The sequence below is a fragment of the Bacillus sp. B19-2 genome (assembly GCF_022832475.1).
GTDB lineage: Bacteria > Bacillota > Bacilli > Bacillales > Bacillaceae > Bacillus > Bacillus paralicheniformis.
Window position 1 is genome coordinate 969,754 of record NZ_JALHKQ010000001.1, and the last position, 23,563, is coordinate 993,316.

32 protein-coding genes and 1 pseudogene are annotated in these 23,563 nt (G+C 40.4%); 30 read left to right on the forward strand and 3 right to left on the reverse strand.

What is annotated here, in order from left to right:
- Window position 1: 1 nt before the first annotated feature.
- Window positions 2-1,438 carry a DUF6179 domain-containing protein gene (locus tag MST20_RS05050; RefSeq protein WP_243940502.1) on the forward strand — a complete coding sequence of 479 codons (1,437 nt, stop codon included), beginning with the start codon at window positions 2-4 and terminating at the stop codon, window positions 1,436-1,438.
- A 127-nt stretch (window positions 1,439-1,565) separates the two neighbouring features.
- On the opposite strand, the gene MST20_RS05055 is transcribed toward MST20_RS05050, so the two are convergent.
- Window positions 1,566-1,883, reverse strand: a complete 318-nt coding sequence (locus MST20_RS05055; protein ID WP_243940504.1) for a hypothetical protein — start codon at window positions 1,881-1,883, stop codon at window positions 1,566-1,568.
- Window positions 1,884-2,548: 665 nt separating this feature from the next.
- On the opposite strand from MST20_RS05055, the pseudogene MST20_RS21240 reads away from it, so the two are divergent.
- The 9 genes and pseudogenes from MST20_RS21240 to MST20_RS05100 all read left to right on the forward strand — a co-directional run bounded on the left by MST20_RS21240 (window position 2,549) and on the right by MST20_RS05100 (window position 8,073).
- A pseudogene (locus MST20_RS21240) lies at window positions 2,549-2,894 on the forward strand (HIT family protein).
- A gap of 612 nt (window positions 2,895-3,506) precedes the next feature.
- Entirely contained in the window at window positions 3,507-3,800 is a 294-nt protein-coding gene (locus tag MST20_RS05065; protein WP_243940506.1) for a hypothetical protein, read from the forward strand.
- 178 nt (window positions 3,801-3,978) lie between these two features.
- The gene (locus MST20_RS05070; protein WP_243940508.1) at window positions 3,979-4,959 is read left to right on the forward strand and encodes an alpha/beta hydrolase; all 981 of its coding nucleotides are present in this window, start codon (window positions 3,979-3,981) and stop codon (window positions 4,957-4,959) included.
- Window positions 4,960-5,018: 59 nt separating this feature from the next.
- Complete coding sequence (locus tag MST20_RS05075; protein WP_101560913.1) at window positions 5,019-5,240, forward strand: hypothetical protein; 222 nt, start codon at window positions 5,019-5,021, stop codon at window positions 5,238-5,240.
- Window positions 5,241-5,350: 110 nt separating this feature from the next.
- A complete protein-coding gene (locus MST20_RS05080) occupies window positions 5,351-5,947 on the forward strand; it encodes an SAM-dependent methyltransferase (RefSeq protein ID WP_145685451.1) in 597 nt (198 codons plus the stop codon).
- 105 nt (window positions 5,948-6,052) lie between these two features.
- Window positions 6,053-6,532 (forward strand): DUF4944 domain-containing protein, encoded by a 480-nt coding sequence (locus tag MST20_RS05085; RefSeq protein WP_243940510.1) that lies wholly within the window; start codon window positions 6,053-6,055, stop codon window positions 6,530-6,532.
- 33 nt (window positions 6,533-6,565) lie between these two features.
- On the forward strand, window positions 6,566-7,165 hold the full coding sequence (locus MST20_RS05090) for a GNAT family N-acetyltransferase (RefSeq protein WP_243940512.1): 600 nt from the start codon (window positions 6,566-6,568) through the stop codon (window positions 7,163-7,165).
- Between the two features lie 136 nt (window positions 7,166-7,301).
- Window positions 7,302-7,778, forward strand: coding sequence for a Rok-like winged helix domain-containing protein (locus MST20_RS05095; RefSeq protein WP_059231482.1), 477 nt, complete (start codon window positions 7,302-7,304; stop codon window positions 7,776-7,778).
- 118 nt (window positions 7,779-7,896) lie between these two features.
- Window positions 7,897-8,073, forward strand: a complete 177-nt coding sequence (locus MST20_RS05100) for a hypothetical protein (RefSeq protein WP_186438739.1) — start codon at window positions 7,897-7,899, stop codon at window positions 8,071-8,073.
- 347 nt (window positions 8,074-8,420) lie between these two features.
- Here the strand turns inward: MST20_RS05100 and MST20_RS05105 are convergent, their stop codons facing one another.
- Window positions 8,421-9,041: a hypothetical protein gene (locus tag MST20_RS05105; RefSeq protein ID WP_243940514.1), complete on the reverse strand. Its 621-nt coding sequence runs from the start codon at window positions 9,039-9,041 to the stop codon at window positions 8,421-8,423.
- Window positions 9,042-9,525: 484 nt separating this feature from the next.
- Here MST20_RS05105 and MST20_RS05110 point away from each other — a divergent pair, with 484 nt between their 5' ends.
- The 4 genes from MST20_RS05110 to speG all read left to right on the forward strand — a co-directional run bounded on the left by MST20_RS05110 (window position 9,526) and on the right by speG (window position 11,414).
- On the forward strand, window positions 9,526-10,110 hold the full coding sequence (locus MST20_RS05110) for a TetR/AcrR family transcriptional regulator (protein WP_243940516.1): 585 nt from the start codon (window positions 9,526-9,528) through the stop codon (window positions 10,108-10,110).
- A gap of 80 nt (window positions 10,111-10,190) precedes the next feature.
- A complete protein-coding gene (locus MST20_RS05115) occupies window positions 10,191-10,523 on the forward strand; it encodes a DMT family transporter (protein ID WP_243940518.1) in 333 nt (110 codons plus the stop codon).
- Between the two features lie 2 nt (window positions 10,524-10,525).
- The gene (locus MST20_RS05120) at window positions 10,526-10,843 is read left to right on the forward strand and encodes a DMT family transporter (protein WP_243941164.1); all 318 of its coding nucleotides are present in this window, start codon (window positions 10,526-10,528) and stop codon (window positions 10,841-10,843) included.
- A 28-nt stretch (window positions 10,844-10,871) separates the two neighbouring features.
- Window positions 10,872-11,414 (forward strand): spermidine N1-acetyltransferase, encoded by a 543-nt coding sequence (gene speG / locus MST20_RS05125; protein WP_165427073.1) that lies wholly within the window; start codon window positions 10,872-10,874, stop codon window positions 11,412-11,414.
- Window positions 11,415-11,451: 37 nt separating this feature from the next.
- Here speG and MST20_RS05130 read toward each other — a convergent pair whose 3' ends face one another.
- Entirely contained in the window at window positions 11,452-11,808 is a 357-nt protein-coding gene (locus MST20_RS05130; protein ID WP_243940520.1) for a YxeA family protein, read from the reverse strand.
- Between the two features lie 178 nt (window positions 11,809-11,986).
- Between MST20_RS05130 and MST20_RS05135 the strand changes: the two genes are divergently transcribed.
- The 16 genes from MST20_RS05135 to MST20_RS05210 all read left to right on the forward strand — a co-directional run bounded on the left by MST20_RS05135 (window position 11,987) and on the right by MST20_RS05210 (window position 23,293).
- Window positions 11,987-12,427 carry a hypothetical protein gene (locus MST20_RS05135; RefSeq protein ID WP_243940522.1) on the forward strand — a complete coding sequence of 147 codons (441 nt, stop codon included), beginning with the start codon at window positions 11,987-11,989 and terminating at the stop codon, window positions 12,425-12,427.
- A gap of 69 nt (window positions 12,428-12,496) precedes the next feature.
- The gene (gene resA / locus MST20_RS05140) at window positions 12,497-13,036 is read left to right on the forward strand and encodes a thiol-disulfide oxidoreductase ResA (RefSeq protein ID WP_243940524.1); all 540 of its coding nucleotides are present in this window, start codon (window positions 12,497-12,499) and stop codon (window positions 13,034-13,036) included.
- Window positions 13,037-13,113: 77 nt separating this feature from the next.
- Complete coding sequence (locus MST20_RS05145) at window positions 13,114-13,977, forward strand: manganese catalase (RefSeq protein WP_243940526.1); 864 nt, start codon at window positions 13,114-13,116, stop codon at window positions 13,975-13,977.
- Between the two features lie 82 nt (window positions 13,978-14,059).
- A complete protein-coding gene (locus tag MST20_RS05150; protein WP_243940528.1) occupies window positions 14,060-14,860 on the forward strand; it encodes a DUF2935 domain-containing protein in 801 nt (266 codons plus the stop codon).
- A gap of 131 nt (window positions 14,861-14,991) precedes the next feature.
- A complete protein-coding gene (locus tag MST20_RS05155; RefSeq protein ID WP_243940530.1) occupies window positions 14,992-15,486 on the forward strand; it encodes a GNAT family N-acetyltransferase in 495 nt (164 codons plus the stop codon).
- Between the two features lie 16 nt (window positions 15,487-15,502).
- Window positions 15,503-15,805, forward strand: a complete 303-nt coding sequence (locus MST20_RS05160) for a hypothetical protein (RefSeq protein ID WP_152848607.1) — start codon at window positions 15,503-15,505, stop codon at window positions 15,803-15,805.
- Between the two features lie 324 nt (window positions 15,806-16,129).
- Window positions 16,130-16,735, forward strand: a complete 606-nt coding sequence (locus MST20_RS05165; RefSeq protein ID WP_243940532.1) for a TetR/AcrR family transcriptional regulator — start codon at window positions 16,130-16,132, stop codon at window positions 16,733-16,735.
- 180 nt (window positions 16,736-16,915) lie between these two features.
- Window positions 16,916-17,371, forward strand: coding sequence for a MarR family winged helix-turn-helix transcriptional regulator (locus MST20_RS05170; RefSeq protein WP_347880854.1), 456 nt, complete (start codon window positions 16,916-16,918; stop codon window positions 17,369-17,371).
- Between the two features lie 295 nt (window positions 17,372-17,666).
- Window positions 17,667-17,861, forward strand: a complete 195-nt coding sequence (locus MST20_RS05175; protein WP_243940536.1) for a nitroreductase family protein — start codon at window positions 17,667-17,669, stop codon at window positions 17,859-17,861.
- Between the two features lie 32 nt (window positions 17,862-17,893).
- On the forward strand, window positions 17,894-18,832 hold the full coding sequence (locus tag MST20_RS05180) for a ring-cleaving dioxygenase (protein ID WP_243940538.1): 939 nt from the start codon (window positions 17,894-17,896) through the stop codon (window positions 18,830-18,832).
- A gap of 21 nt (window positions 18,833-18,853) precedes the next feature.
- Window positions 18,854-19,462 carry a flavin reductase family protein gene (locus tag MST20_RS05185; protein ID WP_243940540.1) on the forward strand — a complete coding sequence of 203 codons (609 nt, stop codon included), beginning with the start codon at window positions 18,854-18,856 and terminating at the stop codon, window positions 19,460-19,462.
- 202 nt (window positions 19,463-19,664) lie between these two features.
- Complete coding sequence (gene wrbA / locus MST20_RS05190) at window positions 19,665-20,279, forward strand: NAD(P)H:quinone oxidoreductase (protein WP_243941165.1); 615 nt, start codon at window positions 19,665-19,667, stop codon at window positions 20,277-20,279.
- 301 nt (window positions 20,280-20,580) lie between these two features.
- Window positions 20,581-20,721 (forward strand): hypothetical protein, encoded by a 141-nt coding sequence (locus MST20_RS05195; protein ID WP_243940542.1) that lies wholly within the window; start codon window positions 20,581-20,583, stop codon window positions 20,719-20,721.
- The gene (locus MST20_RS05200; protein WP_065643198.1) at window positions 20,714-21,544 is read left to right on the forward strand and encodes a prohibitin family protein; all 831 of its coding nucleotides are present in this window, start codon (window positions 20,714-20,716) and stop codon (window positions 21,542-21,544) included. Before MST20_RS05195 ends, MST20_RS05200 begins: the two co-directional genes overlap by 8 nt.
- Window positions 21,545-21,632: 88 nt before the next feature.
- Window positions 21,633-22,394, forward strand: a complete 762-nt coding sequence (locus tag MST20_RS05205) for a hypothetical protein (RefSeq protein ID WP_243940544.1) — start codon at window positions 21,633-21,635, stop codon at window positions 22,392-22,394.
- A gap of 59 nt (window positions 22,395-22,453) precedes the next feature.
- On the forward strand, window positions 22,454-23,293 hold the full coding sequence (locus tag MST20_RS05210; protein WP_026579651.1) for a thymidylate synthase: 840 nt from the start codon (window positions 22,454-22,456) through the stop codon (window positions 23,291-23,293).
- The last annotated feature ends 270 nt before the right edge of the window (window positions 23,294-23,563 follow it).

The window sequence follows — 23,563 nt, forward strand, 5'->3', positions numbered from 1 at the left end:
CATGGGACAAGAAAATACTTTAAATCGCTATGATTTGGTTTCAAATTTTACGATTGATAAATCAAAGTTAAAGCAAAGCCAATATATGTTGTCGCTTCTAAAGGAAGGCCAAAGGGTTGGGGTTATTACCAGCGAAAAAGCTTACAAGATACAGGTAGAGATTATGCAAATCCTGCAACGATTGATAGGCCAGTATACCAAAGGGGAAAGTACGTCGGTTACTACAGAAACGGCGGAAGGGATTATGGTTTCCCTCATGTATGCAATAGATGCCTATGCTCTCCATTTTGAGAAACCTGAAGAGATTATAGTACATTTACGTTCTGATAGTATAAAAAATATATATACCAAAGGTGTCGAATTACTTCACTGTTATTTTGAAGAAGCTAAACAATTGTATCAAGACGTAAAAAAATTAAAATTAGATGTGCCTGTTGATGCTTATAATTTAACCATTGACGAATCGTTACCTGTATTTATGAATCATTATAATATTATTTTTGAAGCTCAAAATACGATGGCGAGCATTGACTATCCTTTAGCCATTGACAACATGGAACTGCAAGGTGTTTTTTATATTAAACAGTATTTAGAGCGACTGCTGATAGAAACGAGATTCTGTCACTTTTTTAACCATCACGATTTAATGTATATCTTGACAAACTTCGGGAGAATATGCCGCTTTAATTATCGCATAGAACTTTTTAATATTTTTGAGTTAATGATAACCAATGCTGTTTTTTCACTGCTATCCGGGGGCGAAGCCAATCAAGTCAGAATTTCTGAAGTTCAATATGACAGGTTGAGTCGGTTGTTAAGTGATTGCCATGCTGATAAAAGGGCAAACTTGATTAACGAAGCATTTGATCGGTTACAGCGGGATTTAAAGACAGATCAAACGATTACTGATTATATCAATTTGTATCGCAATGAATTTATTCAAAGGGTAAATAACGCTGCGGAAATTGATGGCTTCAAAATGTTGATCATCACAGAAATTGAAGAGAGAGAAAAACCAATAGCGTTAATGTTAAATGAAAATGATCGCATGAGTGATATTGAAATGCGGAAATTGGTGGATTGCATCATGGAAAGAGAAAACACAGCAGAAAAAATATCGCTGATCCGCGATCATTTTGTTTCACTGCATGATTATTTGGATTTGCTAAATTCGGGATGTCTGTTTGACGACGAATATGACGCACTTTTTGCTACGTTTGGGAATTTTGAATTGGCCATTTTTGCGAAAATTGTATTTTATGAAGAATTAAGAGGGGGAATTCTCAATTTCATTGACATTGTTGCTGACTGCGTTGAAGCAAAGAGCGAGTGGGAAACATATTATATGAAGTTTATTAAACAATTAGAAGATGAACGCATTGCAACGATTGGACAGCTCATCAATGATATTGACTATGAGGAGATATCGTTTTATTAAGTTAAAGACGTTTTTATAAGTTCTTTTACAAAGGAGAGTCTAAAGAAAGGGCGAAGATAAATAACAGCACTCGATAAATGCAATCTCATCCCGCCAAGAAAGTTATTTTTCAACACAACTTAAAAGCTTAAAGTAATTCTACTCCAACTTGCTTAGTGAATTTTACTTTTATTCTCTCTTCTTCTCCAATACTTACAACCATGAAATTTTCAACTCTCTTAATGCTAGTTACGTTTTGAAAAACACCAGTAAATACCGCGAAATCTTTATAGGTTATATCCAGGCTACAAGTTAGTTGATAAACATCCAGCGTCAAAATTAACTTGAAGTTTTGATTATCTTTATAAGTGTAAATAAAATCGCCAGCCTCTGGATCATCAGCTATACTGGCTGGCTCACTCTCAAAAAGTTCTAGTAAATCATATTCATTATATTTTATAAACATCCAACTGACTCCTTAAAATTATAGTGATATTAATGAAGTTAAAAAAACCGCAGATCTTTAACTATATCGATCATTACTGGGCAATAAGAATTTCTGATTTTCAATCGCACTCCAAACGCTGTCTTAAGGAAATATCTCATGTATCAATCGAACTGTATCTATATATAGGTTGATATGTTATTATCTGTATATAAAATAAGGTAGCATGCAAAGCTGCCGACAAATGATTAGATTGAATGAAAGAATTCGAAGCAATGAAAAATTATCAGAAGGGGAGATTTTTATTAGATTTTTGCCGCCAGTTTTCGCGGGTATTGCCGTATTTTTAGTGACTTTTTATATTGAGTATCCTTCCAAAAATTTATCCCTGGAGAATAAACTTATACTCAATGTTGCAGCGGCAATTGTTGGGTGTATTTTGGGAATGTTTATAAGAAAAAGAAATCAATATTAAAGAGACCGATTAATAAAGTTCGGTTTCTTTCTCTATTTTAACATGCAGGGAAAATATCTTTGGATTAATAAAGGAAGGTAATCATTTCGAATTTCGGATTAAACATGAGCTAGATCATTTTTCAAATATCTCTAGTTTATAAAGGATCTTAACGAGTTGTGAGTTTGTGCATCCGAAAAAACTTCAGAAAGAGAGGGACACTTAACAAAGTATGAATAGTGAAATGGACAAATGTATATTTTGTGAAATCGTTAGTCAAAAAATTTCAAGTTATGAGGTTTATAAAAATGACGATGTAACAGCATTTCTTGATATAAACCCTGTTACAAGTGGCCATACATTAATCATACCAAATAAGCATATTGAAAGACTGGATCATATTATTACACGATCTCTCAGACAACGGTCATTTTGCTCAGCAAGATATTAAACACCTGCATTTTCATGTCATACCGAGACACATGAATGAAAAGTTTGAATTCAAATTAAACACCGACTTTACCGCAGCTGAGAAGAGTAACTTACGTTCGGTATGGAAAAAGATTGTAGGGAGATGATGAGAAAAGGTTGTCCTAGAATTTAAAAATGGAAAGATGATTTGATATTATCTCGTGCAGGTTTTGCTGTTTTCATCATTTCGTCCTGTATAATGGTGATGATTAACAATGGTTACAAAGGAGTAAATTATGTTTTTAATAGCTTTTGTATTCGCGTATTTTATCAAGCAGCCGATATTAAGTATCGGGACACTTTTTCTTTTCATCTATGGATTTAGATTTTCTTCTAAAGGCATGAATGCTGAAAAATACGATGATTATATTAATCAATATAGACTTATATTTTGCTTCGTCATACCTTTCCTTAATTTTTATATGTATTGGTCAACGATAGGAGGTAATGCAGGATTCGGGTTTACGTTTAGCCCGCTTACCCTAATGCAAAAGCTGTCTTTCTTGTCACAAGTTATTTTGATATTCTTACCTGAAATTCGCAATTTTTTATCTCGTAAAAACTTCATTCATATTGATGAAAAGAAGCAGAGATTAGCATCGGTTTTGTATCCAATTGCTTTAATCTTAACAATTTGTATGGCATATCGTTAAGGACCGTAAGCAATGGCCTTACTCTACATGAAAGTTGCATCCACTATACTTTGGAGGGGACTATTGATGAATTTCGATCCGGAAAAACTAAGGACATTTCTTAATTGCGCGTCAAACCCACCAAACCCAAAAGATACAAAAATAAGAAATTATTATGTGAATCAAGAGTTTGCAGCCTTTAATATTGATTTTGAAAATGTAGACATCGCTCTGCGCATTGCAGGCATGTTAGGGAAATCCGCCACGAAATTTACGATAAATCCTTTTCTTTTCCCAGATACGAACAAAATCGATTATATCCAATTTTTAATTTTTGAAATTAATGATTCAGAACTATTGGCATTTTTAGAACAAATATAATAGCATTTCTTTACGCCCCTTCTGAGTGACAACAAATAAACAAAACAGATGAAGACAGCTTTGAATAATTAATCGGGAAATGAGACCGGTTAGCTGGCCAATGCTCGATGAAGGACTTGGCCAAACATTCTTCAATGAAAAGAATCACCATTACTTATACCAATCAGGAGGGCAAAAAGTGTTTTTTGCAAAGTTGATCGATCGTTTAGCGTTATATGATTTGCACAGGAAAAGAAGTAAAGAAAAACATTTTTCCGCTTTTTCATTGAGTCCGATTGACAGGGACGAATTCTATCAAGCAAAAGCGGCTGATGTCTCTTTTATTCTTCATGAAGCGAGAAAAAACTATTTGGCTGGACATTTCAGCTATGAATCTATCATTCCATCCGGGGATACTGTCAATGATAGTTTAAAAGGCGAGGTTTTTTTAAATAAGAATGATATAGATCAACCTAATGTTATTTTTGTACACGGCTGGCGAATGGATTCATACGGCAGAATAAAAAAGATATTTCATGAGCGTATGATGAACGATTTAGGCTGGAACATGTACTACTTTTCTCTTCCGTATCATTTTGAAAGAGAGCCGGAACATTCGCTTTACAGCGGTGAATTGATGATAAGTGCGAATTTGAATCGTACAGTTGAATCAACAAGACAAGCTGTCGTCGATTTACGGGCGCTCATTCACTGGATCAAAGCAAATAAAACCGGTCCTGTTATTATAGTGGGCGTCAGTTTAGGCGGGTGGATTACAAATTTAATGGCTGCCCTTGAGACTGAAATCGACATCGTGGTATCGATATTTTATGCGAATCGTCTTTCTTACTCGATATGGAATACCGTCCCGGGTAAATTCATAAGAGAAGAATTGGAACAGCATGGTGTGACATATGAAGATTTAAAAACATATTGGGAAATTACAGATCCCAGCCAAGCTGTGCCGAAAGTTAACAAAGATAACATTTTGCTGATTTCCGCCGTTCATGACCAATATGTTCACTTAGAGGATGCTGATAAGTTGTGGGAAAGCTGGGGGAAACCCGAAAGACATCTCTACAATTGCGGCCATGCCGGAATTGTTCTTTGTCGCAAAAAACTGGCATTAGATACGATTTCTTTCATCCGAAAAAAATTAAAGCAGCTTCATGAGGGATAATTTCTTTAATTTATTAAAAAGCTGGCAATTTTCAAAATGGGCTAATAGGAGGTTTTTTTATGTACTTTGTTTCCGGATTTGTTTCAATTTTGCTGGGTCTATTAACGCTGTTTTTCTTACAGGTGTTATCTGTTGCTTTTCCTCATTATATAATTGATGCAGATGGCAATAGTGAAGCTTCGGTTTATTTTCAATCATCTGTATTGTTTTATCCTGTATTGCTTCTCATTTTAGGCGTCATCATGATTATTGTTCATTTGCGAACAAATGATAAGGGTTAATTCGAAGGAGAGTATCGAGTTTGACTGCGAAGCGAAAATGAGATGCATCATCTAAAAGAAACGGGTATATCATTGATATGAAAGCTTCTAAAAAAAGGAGAACAAAAACGATGAACTTTTGGCACGAGCGCTTTCAAGATGAGAACTATGTGTATGGAACGGAACCGAATGCGTTTTTGGCAGATTCGCAGAAAAAACTTCAATTGTCGGGCGATGCTTTAGCCATCGCAGAAGGCGAGGGGCGCAATGCGGTTTTTTTAGCAGAACAAGGGATGAACGTCACGTCATGGGATTATGCCGAATCAGGGTTGGAGAAAACGAAAAAGCTTGCCGAAACACGTCATGTATCAGTAAAGACAGAGCTTGTTGACTTAAATGAAGCGTCTTGGAACCAAGGGCAGTGGGACGAGATTGTATGTATTTTCGGACATTTTCCAGAAGAGCTGCGCCGAAAAACGCTTCTTGGAGTAAAAGAAGCCGTGAAGCCGGGGGGATTTTTCGTGACGGAAGTGTATTCGACGCACCAAATTCCTTACAAAAGCGGCGGGCCGCAGGATCCGGAGCTTTTATATACACCGGAAGAATTTTTACAAACCTTTTCAGATTGGCGTATTGTCCACTTTTTTATGGGGGAAGTCGTTCGTCATGAAGGGGCTTGGCACAACGGCCTGTCTCATGTCATTCAATTTATTGGTCAAAAGCGCTGAATATCCCGGGGAAATATGATTTTAAAAAGGTGCCGTTTATGGCGCCTTTTTTGCGTAACTTTTTTCACCGTCATCACTACTATTGTGATGAAAGCGGGGGATATGATGAAACAGAATAATGGACTCAAACGGCTGCTGATGATCAGCGCCATTCTGCTTTTCATTGGCGGGGGATATGTCAGTGCAATGATTTTCGGAAAGAAAGTGGTGTATGAAGGAAAGGGGGAAAGCGGTCTGTGGCATGCTTCGATTGAGAAATCAGATAAAACGTCAATCGGGCCTAATTATTTTTTGAATTTATATTGGGATGGCGCGAAAGAAGATGCGAAAAGAACGATCGTGAAAACAATCACCTTATACATAGACGGCAAAAAGTATGATGACAGAGGAGAATACGATCTTTCTGAATATACCGGAGAGGAGATGGAGGGCGGAGGCTATATGGAAGATCATATCGCGACTTTTGATTTTATGCCTGAAGAGGATGTCATCGGGCATGCGCTATCAGTTAAAGTGGAGTGGAAAACCGGAGATGAAGAGAACGCGGAAAAAATGAAATTAACCAAGATTCCGTGGTATAAATGAAACGACTATCACTGAGTAAGGAAGTGATTTAAAATGAACGAGATTGAGATTAGAAGGCCGCAAATTGACGACGTTGAAGAGCTGAATCAGTTTTTCAGAATCGTGGTCGAGGATACCTTTGCTAAAGAGGGGATATCAGATCTGCTTGATGATCAAGAAAGTGAAATTGAAAGTAAGAGGCGATACTTGAAAGCAGACTTACACAGCAATGAGAAGAGCCGGCACTTTTTTATCGCTTCAGATCAACGTCTGAATAAAATCATCGGTACAATCGAATATGGCCCTGCCAGCGAATTGATCGATATTTGTACGGATGGGGCTTTAAAGGATTTATATGAGGTAGGAACGGTATTTGTCCATCCGGATTATCAAAGACACGGAATCGGGACTTTGCTGTTAAGCGTTATGTTTTTGACCTTTCTGAATCGGGGAGTGAAGGAATTTTGTTTGGACAGCGGCTATCCCGGTGCACAAAAAATATGGAAGAAGAAATTCGGCGAGCCTGACTATGTGCTGAAGGATTATTGGGGGAAGGGATATGATCATATGATTTGGAGGAGACGGACGAAGGATATGCCGATTGATACAAGAATATCAGCCATGCCGTCGGTGCTGCCCAAAGAGGAATCGTGAACGTGATCATCCTTTATATTCCATATATGTTTTAACGATAAAAAGAACTTTTCTTGAATTTATTTTTAAATAAATTGTTAAAGTTAAAAAAGTCCTATAAACTATAATGGAATCTTAATTTTAGGATGTGGGAGATATGTTCAACGAAAGAGAAGCGTTGCGTTTGAGACTTGAACAGCTGGGAGATGCGGAGATTCAGGTGATGCGGGAATTGCGAAAAGAACGACAGGACATTTATTCGAAGCTGCGTGAATTGGATCGGGAGAGTGATCCCGCAATTAACAAAAAGTCTTCATTGATCGACTTGGCAAGCGCTGCAGCAGAGGAATTAAAACAATCCCAACATGCCGCTGACAAACATCCGCCCATCAAGACTCCATCTCATACTATTTTCCAATCAAAAACAACCATACAGCGTGAGGCTGCCTTAAACATTTTAAGCCGCTATGAAGAGGGCTTGAAAGGAATTAAGCTCAAAACTGAAATCGAGAAAGAAACCGGCTTTCCGATTAAAAACATGACGACATTTATGAAGAGCTTGATGAAACATCGCCCAGATATTAAAAAGCCTGCCCGCGGCCATTATATTTTGCAAAAACCCAAAAGCCTTTAGCCAGCTTTTGGGTTTTTGCAGACTTGAGTCCTGATGATATATAAACAGTGTGAGACCCTGAAACCAAACAGCGTCTATATCGTATATATGTTTAAAATAAATGACAAGGGTGTTCGTGATGTTAGATAAAAAGAAATACTTTATCATTATGGTACCGGCTTTAATATTAGCAATTATATCTAGTTTTTTAGTCCCGAAAGAACAAGGGTATTGGGTCGGGATGTTATTTATATTGGCAGGCTGGGTGATTTATTATTTTTGGTTATATAAAGAAAAGAACAAAACGAAAAATTAATGTTTATAAGGATTGAATATTATAAAAAAACGTCTATATAGACGTTTTTTGTTATTGATATCCATTGTTAGCCAACCTGCTGGGCGGCAACCGACTGAGCCGGTAAACAAATGCTCAAGCAGCCGTTTCTCCCAGATTTTATCGATCTTTTAACTTTAAGGCGTAAGCTTTGAACTGTTAAGAGCTTTGATACTTAAGCTGTAAACGCTGAACGCTGAGCTTTGAGCTTTTATCTCATTGTTGGCACAGCGTCTCTTTGGCTGTGCAGATGAAATAAAAGGAGGGAGTCACCTTTCCCTCGGAAGGTGTTTAGTTTTATCGGTTTTCGGTTGGCTAACAATCGGCCGTCAATCGATTTTGATTTTGGTGAGTGTATTGCTCTCGGACAATGCAAAGTCAACTTCCATTTCAAAGTCCTCGATCTTTTTTGATAAGGAATCGATTTTCTCTTTTAGATGCAGCGGATCGATGATTTTGGCTTCATTTTCAGCGAGGAAAGATTTGACGATTTCCTGGTTTTCAGCGGCTTTTACTTTGCCGTCTTTTCCGAAAAGAGTCTCCAGATGTTTGTCAAGTCTTTCCGTTACTTTTTGATTGACGCTGTCGGCCTCGTCGACTAAATCAGCGTACACTTCTTTCAGCTTATCCAACAGCTGAATGTCGTAGCTGATGGAGGTTTTTCTTTCGATGGCTTCAGCCACGGTCATCCTGACTCCGGCCACTTCGATTTTGGTCGTCGCGTTGGATACAACAATGGCGGACTTAATGGCATTTCGCCTTTTGATTAAGGCTTCAACCGATTGATAATCGGCTTTCGCCCTAGTTTCCAAGTCTTCGGTTGTCCGAAATCCGTTCGGCAGTTTCTTTCCGATCATCAAGCCTCCGAATGTGCTCTCATTTACGGCCCGCTTGATTCTTTTATCCAACATTTTGAGTTCGCTTAGTGCTCTGGTGATCGTAAGTTCCATTCTATAGCCCCTTCGTGGTTTTTATATTTAAAAAAGCTCTTTATTTACTCATTAGAATAATGATTTATATGTTGTATTTTCATAAAACATAATAGTCCAAAAAGATTAATAGAAATCTGTAGGAGGTCTAATCGATTGTGCGATTTCATGATCACTATGATCATTGCATTTCCCTAGCTTAGCTGAGAACTTTTCCTAATTCCTATTGTTTGTCTTTGTTCCGTTTCACTGCAAAACATACAGCGAGGACGACTGCGATAAGAGAAGCAGCTCCGCATACCAGCTTGATCAGCAGTTTCAACAATATCAACTCCATCTGTTTCGGTATATGTGTAAAGTATAAAAGGAATTCATATCCAAAGACAGCGTATGCTTAAGATTTTAAAGAAATTTTAAGGAAATAAGTCCTGCGCCGCCCGGTTGACAATGAAAAGCCGATCACCTAAAATGAATGATAGTCATTCATTTTTAGGAGGTCTGCCATATGCCAAAGCACACGTCCGGCAAATATGAAAAGATTTTGCAGGCTGCCATTGAAGTCATTTCTGAAAAGGGGCTTGATAAGGCGTCGATTTCAGATATCGTGAAAAAGGCGGGTACTGCGCAAGGCACTTTTTATCTTTATTTCTCATCCAAAAATGCGCTGATTCCAGCGATCGCGGAAAATCTTCTGACACATTCTTTGGACCATATAAAGAGCAAGGTCGACGGAACCATGTCTTTCTGGACCGCCTTGGACATCATGATCGATGAGACGTTCAACATGACGGAACTTCATCAGGATATTATCGTTCTTTGCTACTCAGGTCTTGCCTTTGACCATTCGATGGAAAAATGGGAGGCGATCTATCAGCCTTATTATTCTTGGCTTGAAAGACTTATTGAAGAAGCAGTTGAGAAAAACGAGGTCATTCCTGACATCAATGTGCGCTGGACGGCCAGAACGATTATCAACTTTGTCGAAAACACGGCGGAACGTTATTACATCGGGGCGGAAAAAGACGAAGAGCTCAGTGTGTTCAAAAAAGAGATATTTACTTTTCTGAAGAGAAGCATAGGAACCAAGTGAAAAATGACCGGCTGCAGCTGTTCATTTTTTATCGGCTTAAAAATGACTGACGTTCATTCACAACAGGAAGGGTGTTATCATTGAGTTGGCTCCTCGTCATTATTGCGGGTTTTTTGGAAGTGGTTTGGGCCTCAGGCCTTAAACATGCGGATTCCTTCGCCGATTGGCTGATGATCTTTGTATTGATCGCGGCAAGCTTTATCATGCTGATACGATCTTACAGGAACATTCCGATGGCGTCGGCTTATACCGTATTTGTCGGGATCGGAACGGCCGGCACATATGTGACGGGTGTTTTTATGGGTGAACCCTTTTCAGGAGGGCAAATATTTTTTTTGATCGTGCTGTTGGGAGGCATTATTGGCATGAAGATGTTTACAAAAGAGAACAATACCCAATCAGGAGGTGATTGATGATGCCGTGGATGTTTTTGGTGATTTCCGGAATCGAAGAGGTTATTGCAGCAATCGCTATGAAATATGTAGACGGCACAAGAAAAAAATGGCCGATTATTGTCATGGTGTTGGGGTTTGGCTTATCTTTTTTCTGCCTTTCAAAAGCCATGCAGGTGCTCTCAGCCGGTGTTGCGTATGCGGTTTGGACCGGGATCGGCAGCATCGGCATTACGGCAGTCAGCTTATTTTGGTTTAAAGAGCGTATTCGTGCTCCGCAGCTCATTTCACTTGGCTTTATTATTGTCGGGGTGATCGGCCTGCGCCTTACATCATCTTAAATTTTAATTTATATTGGAGGTTGCTGATATGTTGAATCAGCTTAAATTGCGTCCGCTCGAAAGAGAAGACCTTCCGTTTGTCCACCGTCTGAACAACGATGCGAAGATTATGTCGTATTGGTTTGAAGAACCGTATGAGACTTTTGTTGAACTGCAGGATTTGTTTGACAAACACATTCATGACCAAAGCGAACGGCGCTTTATCATAGAGAAAGAGACTGAGATGATCGGATTGGTTGAGCTGGTCGAAATTGATTATATTCACAGACGGGCGGAGTTTCAAATCATCATTGATCCCGAGCATCAAGGGAACGGGTATTCGTCAAGCGCAACGTATTTGGCGATGAACTACGCGTTTTCCGTCTTAAATTTGCACAAATTGTATTTGATCGTCGATGAAGATAATGCAAAAGCGATTCACTTGTATAAAAAGGCAGGGTTCACAATCGAGAGCGAGCTGCAGGATGAATTTTTCGTTGACGGCTATTATCGTAACGCTATTAGAATGTGCATTTTTCAGGATGAATTTTTATCACTTAAAAAAAGCAAAAAGGAAGGCATGCAAGGATAAAATAAAGAGATGGCGGCGCCATCTCCCGCATGTTTTTTTAATTTTTCACACCTAATCGATCTTTGGCTTTGGCGGGAATGTCGTCTTTTTCAACCTCTTCCCACGATTTCACGCCTTTTTTTTCAGAATAGAAAAGCTGCAAAAACGCGCCTGTGCGAAGGTTTTTATCAGCTGTGAATTCCATTGTTTTTTCTTGACCGTCTTCATCAAAACCGGCCAGTTCATATTTGAAGACGGTGTATTCCTCGCCGTCGTCAAACTTGGACGTTTCTTCCTTCCCGTTTCCGGTAATGTGAACATAATATTCGTCTGTCCCCACACGGTTTAAGTTACATCCGCTTAATAATGCGGCAAATATGATCATCAGGCTGATCCATACGATATGCTTTTTCACAATTTCACCTCATTTATCATTCTAAGATTCATTGTCTGATAAAAAAATCGAATAACGTGACATGAACATTACACTTTTGTAAGGAATCGTTCGGCACACTCATCCGGAGACGGGAAATTAAATTTCAATATCCTTTTTATTCAATAAAGTTTATAATATGGAAAAAGGGAGGGCGCCAATGAAAAAAATTTTATTTTTGATATTGTTTTCAATCATGATGGCCTTCAGTTTTCATATTCAGCCTGCTGATGCTGCGGTTACAAAAGATGAGAAAAAGACGACCATGACAATGACTGAAGATCAAGTGGGATTTTTTATGGCGGACAGCACCAATGTAAATTACTACCCGACATGGCTGTATTATAAGTTTACGATTTTTAATGCAGAAGGCTGCACACTCAATATCAAGCTGCAGAGAATCACGTTAACAGGACATGCGATCACTTTAAGCGAGAAAGAGTTTACGGGAAATCATCTTCATTTAAGTGCTGCAGATAAAGTGAGCGGGACGCCGCACCGCAATCATTTCCTGGATATCACAAAAGTGTCGGGCTGCGGAGATGTTGGAATTACAGGCTTTTACGGCTTTGAGCATCAAGTACCGGACTACTCATCATAAAGAAAGCCCGGGAGAGGACTTTTCCAAAGTCCTTTTTTCATATCAGGGCTAATATATCGGGAGAAAAAAATGAAAAAACAAACGCTGCTTTTACTGAGAGGCGCCATCCTCTTGCTTCTATGTTGTGCGGCTGGTTATGCTCTTTATCAGCATGTTGCCGGAGGCCGGAATGAACAGGCAGGCGCCGCCCTTCATCAGCAGGCCTTACATTTTAAATTATCGACTTTAGAGGGCGGTGACATCGAACTGAAAACATTACGGGGAAAGGCGGTGCTTGTCAACTTTTGGGGGACTTTTTGTACACCGTGCAAAGAGGAGATGCCGGTCATGCAAAAAGCTTATGACCGTTTTAAAGGAGACGGTTTTGAAATCATCGCTGTCAATGTGCGTGAATCGAAAGGTGCGGTAAAGAGCTTTGTCGATCGCCATGGCTTAACTTTTCCGGTCGCTTTGGATCAATCGGCAGAAGTTTACCGTTCTTGGGAAATTTATTATTTGCCTACAAGTATATTCATTAATCGGGAAGGATCGCCCGAGCGGATGTATGTCGGAGGAATGTCTGAGCGTCAAGTTGATATGTGGATTAAAGACCTTCTTAGCGGTTCATAGAAACTCATTTAAAAGGGATAGACAAACACCTATTGTTCTTATCGTTCATAAGGTAGCTTTAGGAGAGGAGCGATCTTATGTTTTTTCATATTAAAGAACTGCAGTATCGTGCAAAGCCTGAAAAACCCGATCCATTATTTGCGAAAAAGCTTCAGGAAATACTGGGAGGACAGTTCGGCGAAATTTCAGTAGCTCTGCAGTATCTTTTTCAAGGCTGGAGTGTCAGGGGAAACGGGAAGTACAAAGATCTGCTGATGGATACAGGAGCTGAAGAGCTCGCCCATATCGAGATGCTTGCGACGATGATCGCAAGGCTTTTGGACGGTGCGCCGGTCGGCGATCTTGAAAAAGCGGCAAAAGATCCGGTGCTCGGTGCCATTCTCGGAGGGATGAATCCGCAGCATGCCATAGTGTCAGGGTTAGGGGCGATGCCGGTCGACAGCGTGGGAAACCGCTGGACCGCCGATTATATTATCGCAAGCGGAAACTTGCTTGCCGACTTCCGGGCAAATTTAAACGCGGAATCGCAGGGACGCCTGCAGGCCGTCCGCCTTTATGAAGAGACGACGGACCGCGGTGTCAAAGATATGCTCTCCTGGCTGATTGCAAGGGATACGATGCATCAAAACCAGTGGCTTGCAGCCATTAAAGAACTGGAAGCGAAAGAAAATGTCGTCGTCCCAAGCACATTTCCGCGCAATCTGGAAAAACGGGAAGTCTCCCATGTATTATTTAATTTTTCAAGAGGCAACGAGAGCGCTGCAGGCAGATGGGCGAAGGGACCAAGCATGGATGGGGAAGGCGTTTTTCAGTATGTTGAACATCCTCAGCCCCTTGCGAAAAAACCGGTGTTAAGACCTGCGCCTGCATATATTCATGATACGCCGCCATCAGTCATTCAACATTCCCGGGATGACGTGCTGCCTCCGAATCTTTATTGATCAGCTTCTATTTGCATGATCATATTTCGTGCTTGCAGCGAATAGCCATATTGAAGAATGGTATTTAAAGGGAGGCGCAAGCTTGAAAACTTATAAGGAGACGGCCGTTTTCGAACATAAATTTTGGCTTCAGGTTTTGGGTGATCATGCGCGTTTTATTTTGGATTCTTTGGCCGAAAGGGAAAAGGAAGATATTCAAAAGGCGAAGCAGTTCAAGCAGACGTTCGATGTTTTGCTGAAAAAGGTGAATACTTCGCCTGATTTGTATTCATTAACGCTTGAAGCTGAAGAATATGCCCTGCAGTTCAGGAAATTTAAACTCTCCATCATTAAAAGGCACCTGACAGGCGATATTAAAATTCACCTTTCTCCGACTTTTATCAACCATATGGTAAATGAACTGGAGGAATATTTGCTTGTGCTTAAATACTTGAAAAAACGGGAAGTGCCGCCTGTTTTCCATGAGCTGCACCACCATATGCTGTGGCTGATGGATGCCGCCGGACATGCTGGTGCAATTGCCGATGACCTGGATGCGGTTGAAAAACGTTTGAAAGAGAAGAGCCGGGAGCTTGTCAAACACTTTGAACAGTTCTATATTAAATCCGTTGAGTTGACGGGATATCTCAGAGCGAATGTTGAATCTTTTCCTGCTCTCAGAAGGATGAATAAAGACGTGAAGCTTGAGGTCGAGCTGTTCCGTACCTTTTTGAAAGAAGTGGAGGAGATGGAGCTTACAGATCAGATGCTCGGTACGTTCTCTGCGCTGATGGCAGACCATATGATGAGGGAAGAATGTTATTATTTAATGAAAATCGCTGAATCAACAAATACGCAAAAACCTGCGTGCGACCCTGCGAAACCGAGGCTGCTTGAAAAGTAATGCCGGCGGTTTTGCTATTTTTTTTGATGAAGCTGCGAATTGATTTGGCACCTGCGGTTTGCACAGCCTTTTTTATGCGATTATAATTCAGAATATATAGATAATCTAAAAACTGTTTGGAGGGCTTTTTCGTGCAAGTCAGAAAAATAAAGGATTCAGATGCCAAAAGCTATCTCAAACTCTGTGAAACGATCGATGAAGAATCTGAATTCATGCTGTTTGAACCGGGTGAACGAAAGCTTCAGGCACAACGGCAAATCAAACAGATCCAATCCGGCGTGTGTGAAGTTTTTGTTTGTGCGGCTGATGACGGAACCTTAGTCGGATATGTTGCAGCAGTCAGAGGACAGGTTCAGAGAACACGCCACCGCGCCCATGTCATCATCGGCATACGCCAAACGTATATCGGACAAGGTATTGGGGGAAAGCTGTTACAGGCATTGGAAAAATGGGCCTGTGAAGAAAAGCTTCACAGACTTGAGCTGACTGTTATGACCCATCATACAGCCGCCGTGCGTTTATACAAAAAAATGGGTTTTATCATTGAAGGCACTAAAAAGCACGCTTTGAAAGTAAAAGGACAATATGTTGATGAATATGTCATGTCCAAATTAATCAATGAATAGCAAATGGAGGTTTCAAATGAAAGACGGGTGCCATCAGGCCATCGCCGCTGTCAGCTACTACAAAACAGAACGGACGATTGATTTTAACCGGCAAACCTATACAAAAAAGCAAAATCAAATGTACTTGTACAACGATAAAATTTTAACTGCAAGCCGCCAGTATCGCCTTGAGCACGTCCACGATGTATCATACAGACCTTTTTCCGAGGCCGGTTTGCTTTACCTCCATACGAACCAGGGGGTATTTGCTTATGAAGTGAATGTGGACCCCGGGTATTTCATAGAGGCTTTTAAAAAACAGAAAAATCCAATTAAATAAATTACAATATATATGAAGTTTTTAGCAGTAAATGCTAGAATGAATGTTGGGAATTTTGCAAGGAAAGGAACATGCGGCTACCGGCCTGTTAGGGCGATCGGCATTGTTGACTTACCGGGCTTATGTCACTTGGCGGTGTTTATATGTGACTGCTATGCTTGATGAAAGAACGTCCGCGCTGGCTGCAAGTGTATGTTTGAGCAAAAGATTTTAAGCGTCTTTTTCCAATTTTCTTTCACATAACGAGTCCTTGACGTTCCCAGTATATCTCAATACATAGATAGTTTAACTTAATTAGAGAAGTAGAGAGGACAGGACAGCTTAATGAAAAAGAAGACACAGAATACGGTTCAAAAGATCGTAGAAGCCGGATATCATCTGTTCGCCCAAAATGGATATTCGGCAACCTCTGTAGATGAAATTATGAAAGAAGCCGGTTTTTCTAAAGCTACGTTTTATTTGTATTTTAAGTCAAAGGAGATGCTGTTTCTCCATATTATGAATGAGCAGATGGAAGATCGCTTTCAAACCAGCATGAATTGTTTTCGAAAAAAGACGCTGAGGGGATTGCTCACAGGGATTGAACACTTGATTCAAACATCAAATAAAGAACATTCGACAGCTTTATTTTTGGAATTTATGGCAAATAGTCATAGATATCCTGAGATTCAAAGTAAAGTAGCTCTTCTGTATGAGCAATGGAGGGAGTTTTTTGTCGAACTGATCGAGCAGCTCCAGGAAGAAGGTATCGTTCAGAAACAGCTCAATCCGAAGGTGATGGCCACCACGCTGATAGCGATCTTTAACGGATACAACCATCAACACCACGCGGATTCTTCGATTAATAAACAGGAACAGCTTCAGTCCATTATATTCTTGCTGAATCCGAAGCTGCATCTCCAGATAAAAGACAAACTATTTCATGCATGACAAGACTTCTGAAACAGCCGGCGCTGCCGACCTTGAGTCGGCGGTTTTTTGTGTTAGATTCGAATCCTCTTTGTCAATGGTACGCCGCAAATCAATGAAAACAATTTTAAAAAGTTGACACAAGCAAATCATTATTATACAATTATCTCGAATTCGAGATAATTAAAAAGGATGAATACCGTGGGCAGTCAAGATATGGAGAGATACGAAGAGGAGTTGTCTTTAAAGGCATTTATTGTCTTGTCTCGTGCACTGCAATCGATTAAAAAGCGTGTGGAAGAGGACATTAAATGTTTAGGACTAAACCCAACTGAGTTTGCTGTTCTGGAATTAGTCTATAGTAAAGGCGATCAGCCGATACAAAAAATAGGCGAAAAGGTATTAATCGCGAGCAGCAGCATTACCTATGTTATAGATAAGCTGGAGAAGAAAAAGCTCATAGTGAGAAGGCCTTGTCCTAAAGATCGCCGGATAACATACGCTGCCTTAACGAATGAAGGAACTGCACTGATGAACAACCTTTTTCCAAAACATAAAACAGCTATGAAAGTCATTTTCGGCGGGTTAGACATAAAAGAAAAAGAAGTTCTAATTGAAAAGTTAAAAAAACTTGGCTTCCATGCCCAAAGCATGTAAATTTTTTTATCATAATATCTCGAATTCGAAATATATGAATTCATGATAATGAGGAATAAATATTGTTCTGGGGATTCTATTTCTGAACAGGAGCATAATGACATAACAAGATCCTAAGCTCATCAGCAGTCATCATCGTTTTGGGTGACAAAAAGGATTTTCATCAAGCAAAAGAAATCTACAAAGGTTGAAAACTGCTCGGAGTCCTAAGTAAAAAAGATACGATGATATGGATAACGATACGATCAATCCAGACAATAGAATTTCAAAGGGATGAAGCCATCAGGAATGACTCATGGCTGCTAAAGAAAAAGGCGGGGATACGTGTCCCGTTTGTTTTGATCCTTTAAAGGTTAAAGAGGTGTGGAATATAAGTGAGCAATATGAGGTTGTCATGATGATCACCCTCTGGAAGGAAAAAATAGACAGCAGAAAACCACGGGGATTTAGAAAACCTGTAAATGAATTTGTAACGTATATCTCATCATAAAGCTATGTTTCATGAAAGAGGAGTGAAATGGAATGAAAAAGAAAACAACTGGAATCCATCACATTACAGCGATTGTCGGCCATCCGCAAGAGAATGTGGATTTTTACGCTGGCGTTCTTGGTTTACGTTTAGTGAAAAAAACCGTTAATTTTGATGATCCGGGAACATACCACCTCTATTTTGGCAATGAAGGCGGGAAACCGGGAACGATTATTACATTCTTTCCATGGGCAGGTGCCAGCCCGGGAGTCATTGGAGATGGTCAAGTGGGAGTGACTTCTTACGCCGTTCCTAAAGGCGCAATGGCTTTTTGGGAAAACAGATTAGCAAAATTCAATGTGCCTTATACAAAAATGAACCGTTTTGGAGAGGAATACTTAGAGTTCGATGATCCTCATGGTCTGCATTTGGAAATTGTCGAAAGAGAACAAGGGGAAAAGAACAGCTGGAAAGTAGGGGAAATCACACCGGACAATGCAATCAAAGGATTTGGCGGAGCAACACTGTTATCCAAACAACCGGAAAAAACGGCTGAATTATTAGAAAAGGTCATGGGGCTTGAAAAAGTTGGAGAAGAAGGAGATTTTGTACGTTTTCGTTCTGCTGGTGACATAGGAAATATGATTGATTTGAAATTAACAACTATAGGAAGCGGACAAATGGGAACGGGTACAGTTCACCATATTGCCTGGAGAGCCATTGATGACAATGATCAATTGGAATGGCAAAAATATGTTGCGGAAAACGGATACCGTGTTACACCTGTGCAAGACAGAAATTATTTTAACGCGATTTATTTCAGAGAACACGGGGAAATCTTATTTGAAATTGCAACAGATCCACCAGGATTCGCCCATGATGAATCATATCAGACAATGGGAGAACAGTTAATGCTGCCGGCCCAGTATGAACACTACAGAGAGCAGTTAGAAAGAAGATTAATTCCTGTAACAGTGAAGGAGCTGGATTAATTTTTGTAAGGAAGTGATTCGATGCTGTCCATTGATCCCAACACAAAAACAGAAAGAGAGAACTACAAGTTTTTAATCGGGAGTATTATACCGAGACCTGTTGCATTTGTTACAAGTTTATCAGAGGAGGGCGTCTTAAACGGAGCTCCTTTTAGTTACTTTAATATTGTATCTTCAAATCCTCCGATGATCTCCCTTTCTATTCAACGTTTTGAAGGGAGCCAAAAGGATACAGCGAGAAACATTTTGAACAGCAAAGAATTTGTGGTCCATATCGTTGATGAACAAAACGTTGAAAAAATGAATTTAACGGCTGCCAGCCTACCACCAAGTCAAAGTGAAGTTCAGTTCGCGGAGTTAACCCCCGTTGAAAGTGTGAAAGTCTCGGTGCCGGGCGTGAAAGAAGCAAAAGTGCGTATGGAGTGTGTTCTGGAGTATTCATTAGAGTTGGGGGTTAAGCACTCTGACGGATGCGATTTTATGATAGGCAGAGTCGTTCAATATCATATCGAAAGCAGCATCTATGAGAATGGAAAAATCGATCCAAGAGGCCTCGGCGCCATTAGTCGTTTAGCCGGGCATGATTACGCAAAGATTGGCGAAATCTTCACCAGAAAAAGACCGAAGTAATATAACCAGCCAAAATATCTCGGGGTTGAGATTTATTAATTTGAAATGTTTTAAGTTTATTCTGGCAAGGAATAATAATGGCAGAGAAACACTTTTAAGGGGGTGGTTCTTAAAAGGATTGCCGAAAAGAAAACAAAAAAGCAGGTGTGAAAACATGGGATTTTTAAACAAATTATTTAGAAAATCAAAGGAGATGGATCATATGTCAAATGTAAAATTAGCTGTAGTTTTTTATAGTATGGGCGGAACAAACTATCAATTAGCCAAATGGGCTGCAGAAGGAGCAGAAGAAGCAGGCGCTGAGGTCAAAGTTTTAAAAGTACAAGAATTGGCTCCGCAATCAGTCATTGAGGGAAATGAAGTGTGGAAATCCACTGTTGATGCAACAAAAGACATTCCAGTCGTAACCTCTGAAGATATAGAGTGGGCAGATGCTATTATATTCAGTACACCAACACGTTTCGGCAATATGGCATCGCAAATGAAACAATTTCTTGATACACAAGGCGGACTTTGGGCAAACGGCAAGACAGTGAATAAGGTTGTAAGTGCAATGTCTTCCGCTCAAAATCCACATGGTGGTCAAGAAGCAACGATCTTGTCCTTATATACTTCAATGATGCACTGGGGAGCTATTATTGCTTCTCCTGGATACACTGATCCTGTCCTCTTCGGGGCTGGCGGAAATCCATACGGAACGAGTGTTACAGTCGATCAAAACGGGAAGATGATTGAAGACGTAGAAGCTGCAGTGAAACATCAAGCTAAACGCACAGTGACAGTAGCTGAATGGGTTAAAAAGGGCAATCAACAATAATTGAAATTTAATATTTTTAAAAGAGCCAAATGATTGGCTCTTTTTTTAGTATGTGCCCAGCTGATAGTTGGTTCGGCATGCCGCTTCTTTATTTGATATACGAACACACTTTCATATAAGCGGCATAAAGAATAAGATATCCGACATATCCTAAACCGATGCAACTGATTTCACAAGATAAAATTTTTTCTATTAAATTTTAAAAAAATGAAACTTTAAGTTCATATGAACGTAAACATAAGTGAAATGATTTTATTTAGTCATACGATCAATCAACAAATGCAAAAGGGGTGAAACAAAAGTGAAAGTCATGATTGGTTCGATCATATTGCTAGCCATTATAGGGTTTGGCGTATGGCTTATGTTAAGCCCGCTTTTTAAAAAAGTCGGAAGCGGAGCGAGCAAAATAAAGAAAACGCTGGAGGATGACAAAGATGAATGAAAAACCAAAGAAGAATAAAAACAAAACGCTGCTCGGCGGCATTATTGTCGCTGTTGCCTTAATTATTGGAGGATTCACGGCTTCCCTGTTCATCGAGAAAATTCCGAACGGATATGTCGGCGTTGTTTATTCCCCGAATGGCGGGGTGAAATCGGAAACGCTCGATCAAGGCTGGCATTTAGTCGGACTGTTTGACAAAGTCACAAGATATCCGGTGCGGATGCAGACTGTAAACAATCAGGATATTCAAGTGGCTACTTCTGACGGCAAAAACATCTCAATGGACATCGCCTACAACTATGTCGTTCAGCCTGATAAAGTCGTAGAATTGTTTAATAAATTCGGAGCGGTTGATATTGAATCAATCGAAAACAGCTACTTGAAAACAAGGTTGTGGGACGCTGCAAGAAAGTCGATTTCCAAATACTCCGTCATTGATACATACGGACAAAAATCATCTGACGCCGCTGCAGAAATCCAAAAAACATTTGCAGATGATATGAAGGGTCTCGGCTTTGTCATTGACGATTTAACACTCGGTGTGCCAAAGCCTGATAAAGCGACCCAAGAAGCGATTGACGCGCGCGTGAAGTCTTCGCAGGAACTGGAAAGAACGCAGACAGAGCTGAAGATCGCCGAAGCGGAAGCGAAAAAGAAAAAGATCGAAGCCCAAGGTATCGCCGAGTACAACGAAATTATTAAAAAATCGATGTCAGATGAAATGATCAAGTATCAATGGATCCAAAAATGGGACGGAAAAATGCCTAAAGCGACAGGATCGAATTCCCTGATTCAGATTCCGACCGATGAGAAAGGAAAATAAAACGAAAAAATCCCTTGCTAAGGGATTTTTTTCGTCTCAGGCACCCGTATATAATAGTGTTAACAATCGCTTCTGGACAGGAGGGAAGATGATGTTTGCTCCGGACGCCATTCTCCGTACGTGGAGAAGATTCGACGCTTTTCCGATGGAAACGCTGACAAAGGCATGGTTTTATCATCAGGCAGGGGATCAGAAACAGCGGAACGTATCAATGATGAAGGAACACCACCTAGAGTACGGCATTGCCGGTAATTGCTTTGACCTTTCGATTTGGCTGCTGGACGAGTTTACAAAAGACGGAGTGGACGCTTTTCCGATCGGCCGTTCGTTCCAAACAGAACGTGCGCATGCCGCAGTCATCGCGCTTGATGAAAGAGGACGGCGCTTTTTGTGTGATCTGGGAGACCAATGGCTGCAGCCGATTCTGATCGACTTCGAATGTGAAGATTATACCAGTGAAAAGCTGGACGGTTTTTTCCCGGCAGCACAAATTCAAGTCAAGCCGACAACCGGCGGAGTTAAGGTCCTTTACCATCGGCCGAACGGAAAGGTGTCAACTCAAGTCTACTCTACAGACCCTGTTGACATGTCCGTTTTTTGGGAGGCGGCTGAATACTCGCAAGCGGCATTGAAGCCTGAGCCGTTACTGGAATGCAGAATTCCGTTTCAACATGAAATCGCGCATTGGGAATTCAGCGGCTGGGACATCTATCTTAGCACGAGCAAAGGATTATACAGAGAAGCGAAGCCGGACACAATCGCAGGCTGGACTGAGAAAATCCATGATGTCACTGGATACGATAAAAATGTTATCAAGAAAGCGTTGGAGATTTATCAAACCCGCGCATGATCTTAAACCTTGAAAAAAACTCATTTTATACATATCATGTGGAAAGAGGAGAGGATAAGATGAGCCATTATGACCAGCAATACAATGCAATCATTCAAAAAATTATTGAATCAGGGATCTCCGATGAAGAATATCAGGTCCGGACGAAGTGGGATTCAGACGGAACGCCGGCTCATACGCTGAGCATCATGAGCGAAAAAATGCGGTTTGACAATTCAGAAGTGCCGATTTTGACGACGAAGAAGGTGGCGTGGAAAACGGCCATTAAAGAGCTGCTTTGGATCTGGCAGCTGAAATCCAATGATGTTCAAGTTTTGAACGATATGGGGGTTCATATTTGGGATCAATGGCGGCTTGAAGACGGCACAATCGGAGCAGCGTACGGCTATCAATTAGCGAAGAAAAACAGAACGGTTAACGGTCAGAAAGCCGATCAAGTGGATTATTTGCTCCATCAGTTGAAGCATAACCCGTCTTCACGCAGGCATTTGACTATGCTGTGGAATCCCGATGACTTGGACGGCATGGCCTTGACGCCCTGCGTCTATGAGACGCAATGGTATGTGAAGGAAGGAAAGCTTTCTTTGGAAGTAAGAGCGAGAAGCAATGACATGGCGCTCGGCAACCCGTTCAACGTGTTCCAATATAACGTCTTGCAGCGTATGATCGCCCAAGTCCTCGGTTATGAGCTGGGCGAATACATCTTCAATATCGGCGACTGCCACATCTATACCCGTCACATCGACAATTTAAACATTCAGATGAAACGCGAGCAGTATGAAGCGCCGAAGCTGTGGATCAACCCGGACATCAAAAACTTTTATGACTTTACAATCGATGATTTTAAATTAATTGATTATAAGCACGGCGACAAGCTGACATTTGAAGTTGCCGTATGAACAGGCGGATTTGCCGCCTGTTTTTTTGTTGTGTGAATGAATTATTTTAAAAAACTACATCGATGAAAAAGTTTGCGTATCGAGCAGCCGCATGTACATGTTTACGTTTAGATCGGACGCAAAAGCACGTGCAGTTTGATATCGAGGAATTCTATCACAGGCATGACCGAGCATTTAACTTGATCATAGAAGAATAAACGTTTATTTACACAATCTAAACGTCTTTTTCACAAAGAGCCAGAAAAGCAAAAACAATTCTCTCTTAATCTG

Bases quoted from the DNA above. Each gene is read 5' to 3' on its own strand.
- MST20_RS05055 (WP_243940504.1), bottom strand. From the start codon at position 1,883: ATGTTTATAAAATATAATGAATATGATTTACTAGAACTTTTTGAGAGT.
- MST20_RS05105 (WP_243940514.1), bottom strand. From the start codon at position 9,041: ATGGAACTTACGATCACCAGAGCACTAAGCGAACTCAAAATGTTGGAT.
- MST20_RS05135 (WP_243940522.1), top strand. From the start codon at position 11,987: ATGAAAAAAATTTTATTTTTGATATTGTTTTCAATCATGATGGCCTTC.
- speG (WP_165427073.1), top strand. From the start codon at position 10,872: ATGTTGAATCAGCTTAAATTGCGTCCGCTCGAAAGAGAAGACCTTCCG.
- wrbA (WP_243941165.1), top strand. From the start codon at position 19,665: ATGTCAAATGTAAAATTAGCTGTAGTTTTTTATAGTATGGGCGGAACA.
- MST20_RS05145 (WP_243940526.1), top strand. From the start codon at position 13,114: ATGTTTTTTCATATTAAAGAACTGCAGTATCGTGCAAAGCCTGAAAAA.
- MST20_RS05180 (WP_243940538.1), top strand. From the start codon at position 17,894: ATGAAAAAGAAAACAACTGGAATCCATCACATTACAGCGATTGTCGGC.
- MST20_RS05095 (WP_059231482.1), top strand. From the start codon at position 7,302: ATGTTCAACGAAAGAGAAGCGTTGCGTTTGAGACTTGAACAGCTGGGA.
- MST20_RS05120 (WP_243941164.1), top strand. From the start codon at position 10,526: ATGCCGTGGATGTTTTTGGTGATTTCCGGAATCGAAGAGGTTATTGCA.
- MST20_RS05100 (WP_186438739.1), top strand. From the start codon at position 7,897: ATGTTAGATAAAAAGAAATACTTTATCATTATGGTACCGGCTTTAATA.
- MST20_RS05185 (WP_243940540.1), top strand. From the start codon at position 18,854: ATGCTGTCCATTGATCCCAACACAAAAACAGAAAGAGAGAACTACAAG.
- MST20_RS05075 (WP_101560913.1), top strand. From the start codon at position 5,019: ATGTACTTTGTTTCCGGATTTGTTTCAATTTTGCTGGGTCTATTAACG.
- MST20_RS05080 (WP_145685451.1), top strand. From the start codon at position 5,351: ATGAACTTTTGGCACGAGCGCTTTCAAGATGAGAACTATGTGTATGGA.
- MST20_RS05200 (WP_065643198.1), top strand. From the start codon at position 20,714: ATGAATGAAAAACCAAAGAAGAATAAAAACAAAACGCTGCTCGGCGGC.
- MST20_RS05205 (WP_243940544.1), top strand. From the start codon at position 21,633: ATGATGTTTGCTCCGGACGCCATTCTCCGTACGTGGAGAAGATTCGAC.
- resA (WP_243940524.1), top strand. From the start codon at position 12,497: ATGAAAAAACAAACGCTGCTTTTACTGAGAGGCGCCATCCTCTTGCTT.
- MST20_RS05210 (WP_026579651.1), top strand. From the start codon at position 22,454: ATGAGCCATTATGACCAGCAATACAATGCAATCATTCAAAAAATTATT.
- MST20_RS05175 (WP_243940536.1), top strand. From the start codon at position 17,667: ATGGCTGCTAAAGAAAAAGGCGGGGATACGTGTCCCGTTTGTTTTGAT.
- MST20_RS05065 (WP_243940506.1), top strand. From the start codon at position 3,507: ATGAATTTCGATCCGGAAAAACTAAGGACATTTCTTAATTGCGCGTCA.
- MST20_RS05090 (WP_243940512.1), top strand. From the start codon at position 6,566: ATGAACGAGATTGAGATTAGAAGGCCGCAAATTGACGACGTTGAAGAG.
- MST20_RS05160 (WP_152848607.1), top strand. From the start codon at position 15,503: ATGAAAGACGGGTGCCATCAGGCCATCGCCGCTGTCAGCTACTACAAA.
- MST20_RS05165 (WP_243940532.1), top strand. From the start codon at position 16,130: ATGAAAAAGAAGACACAGAATACGGTTCAAAAGATCGTAGAAGCCGGA.
- MST20_RS05085 (WP_243940510.1), top strand. From the start codon at position 6,053: ATGAAACAGAATAATGGACTCAAACGGCTGCTGATGATCAGCGCCATT.
- MST20_RS05050 (WP_243940502.1), top strand. From the start codon at position 2: ATGGGACAAGAAAATACTTTAAATCGCTATGATTTGGTTTCAAATTTT.
- MST20_RS05110 (WP_243940516.1), top strand. From the start codon at position 9,526: ATGCCAAAGCACACGTCCGGCAAATATGAAAAGATTTTGCAGGCTGCC.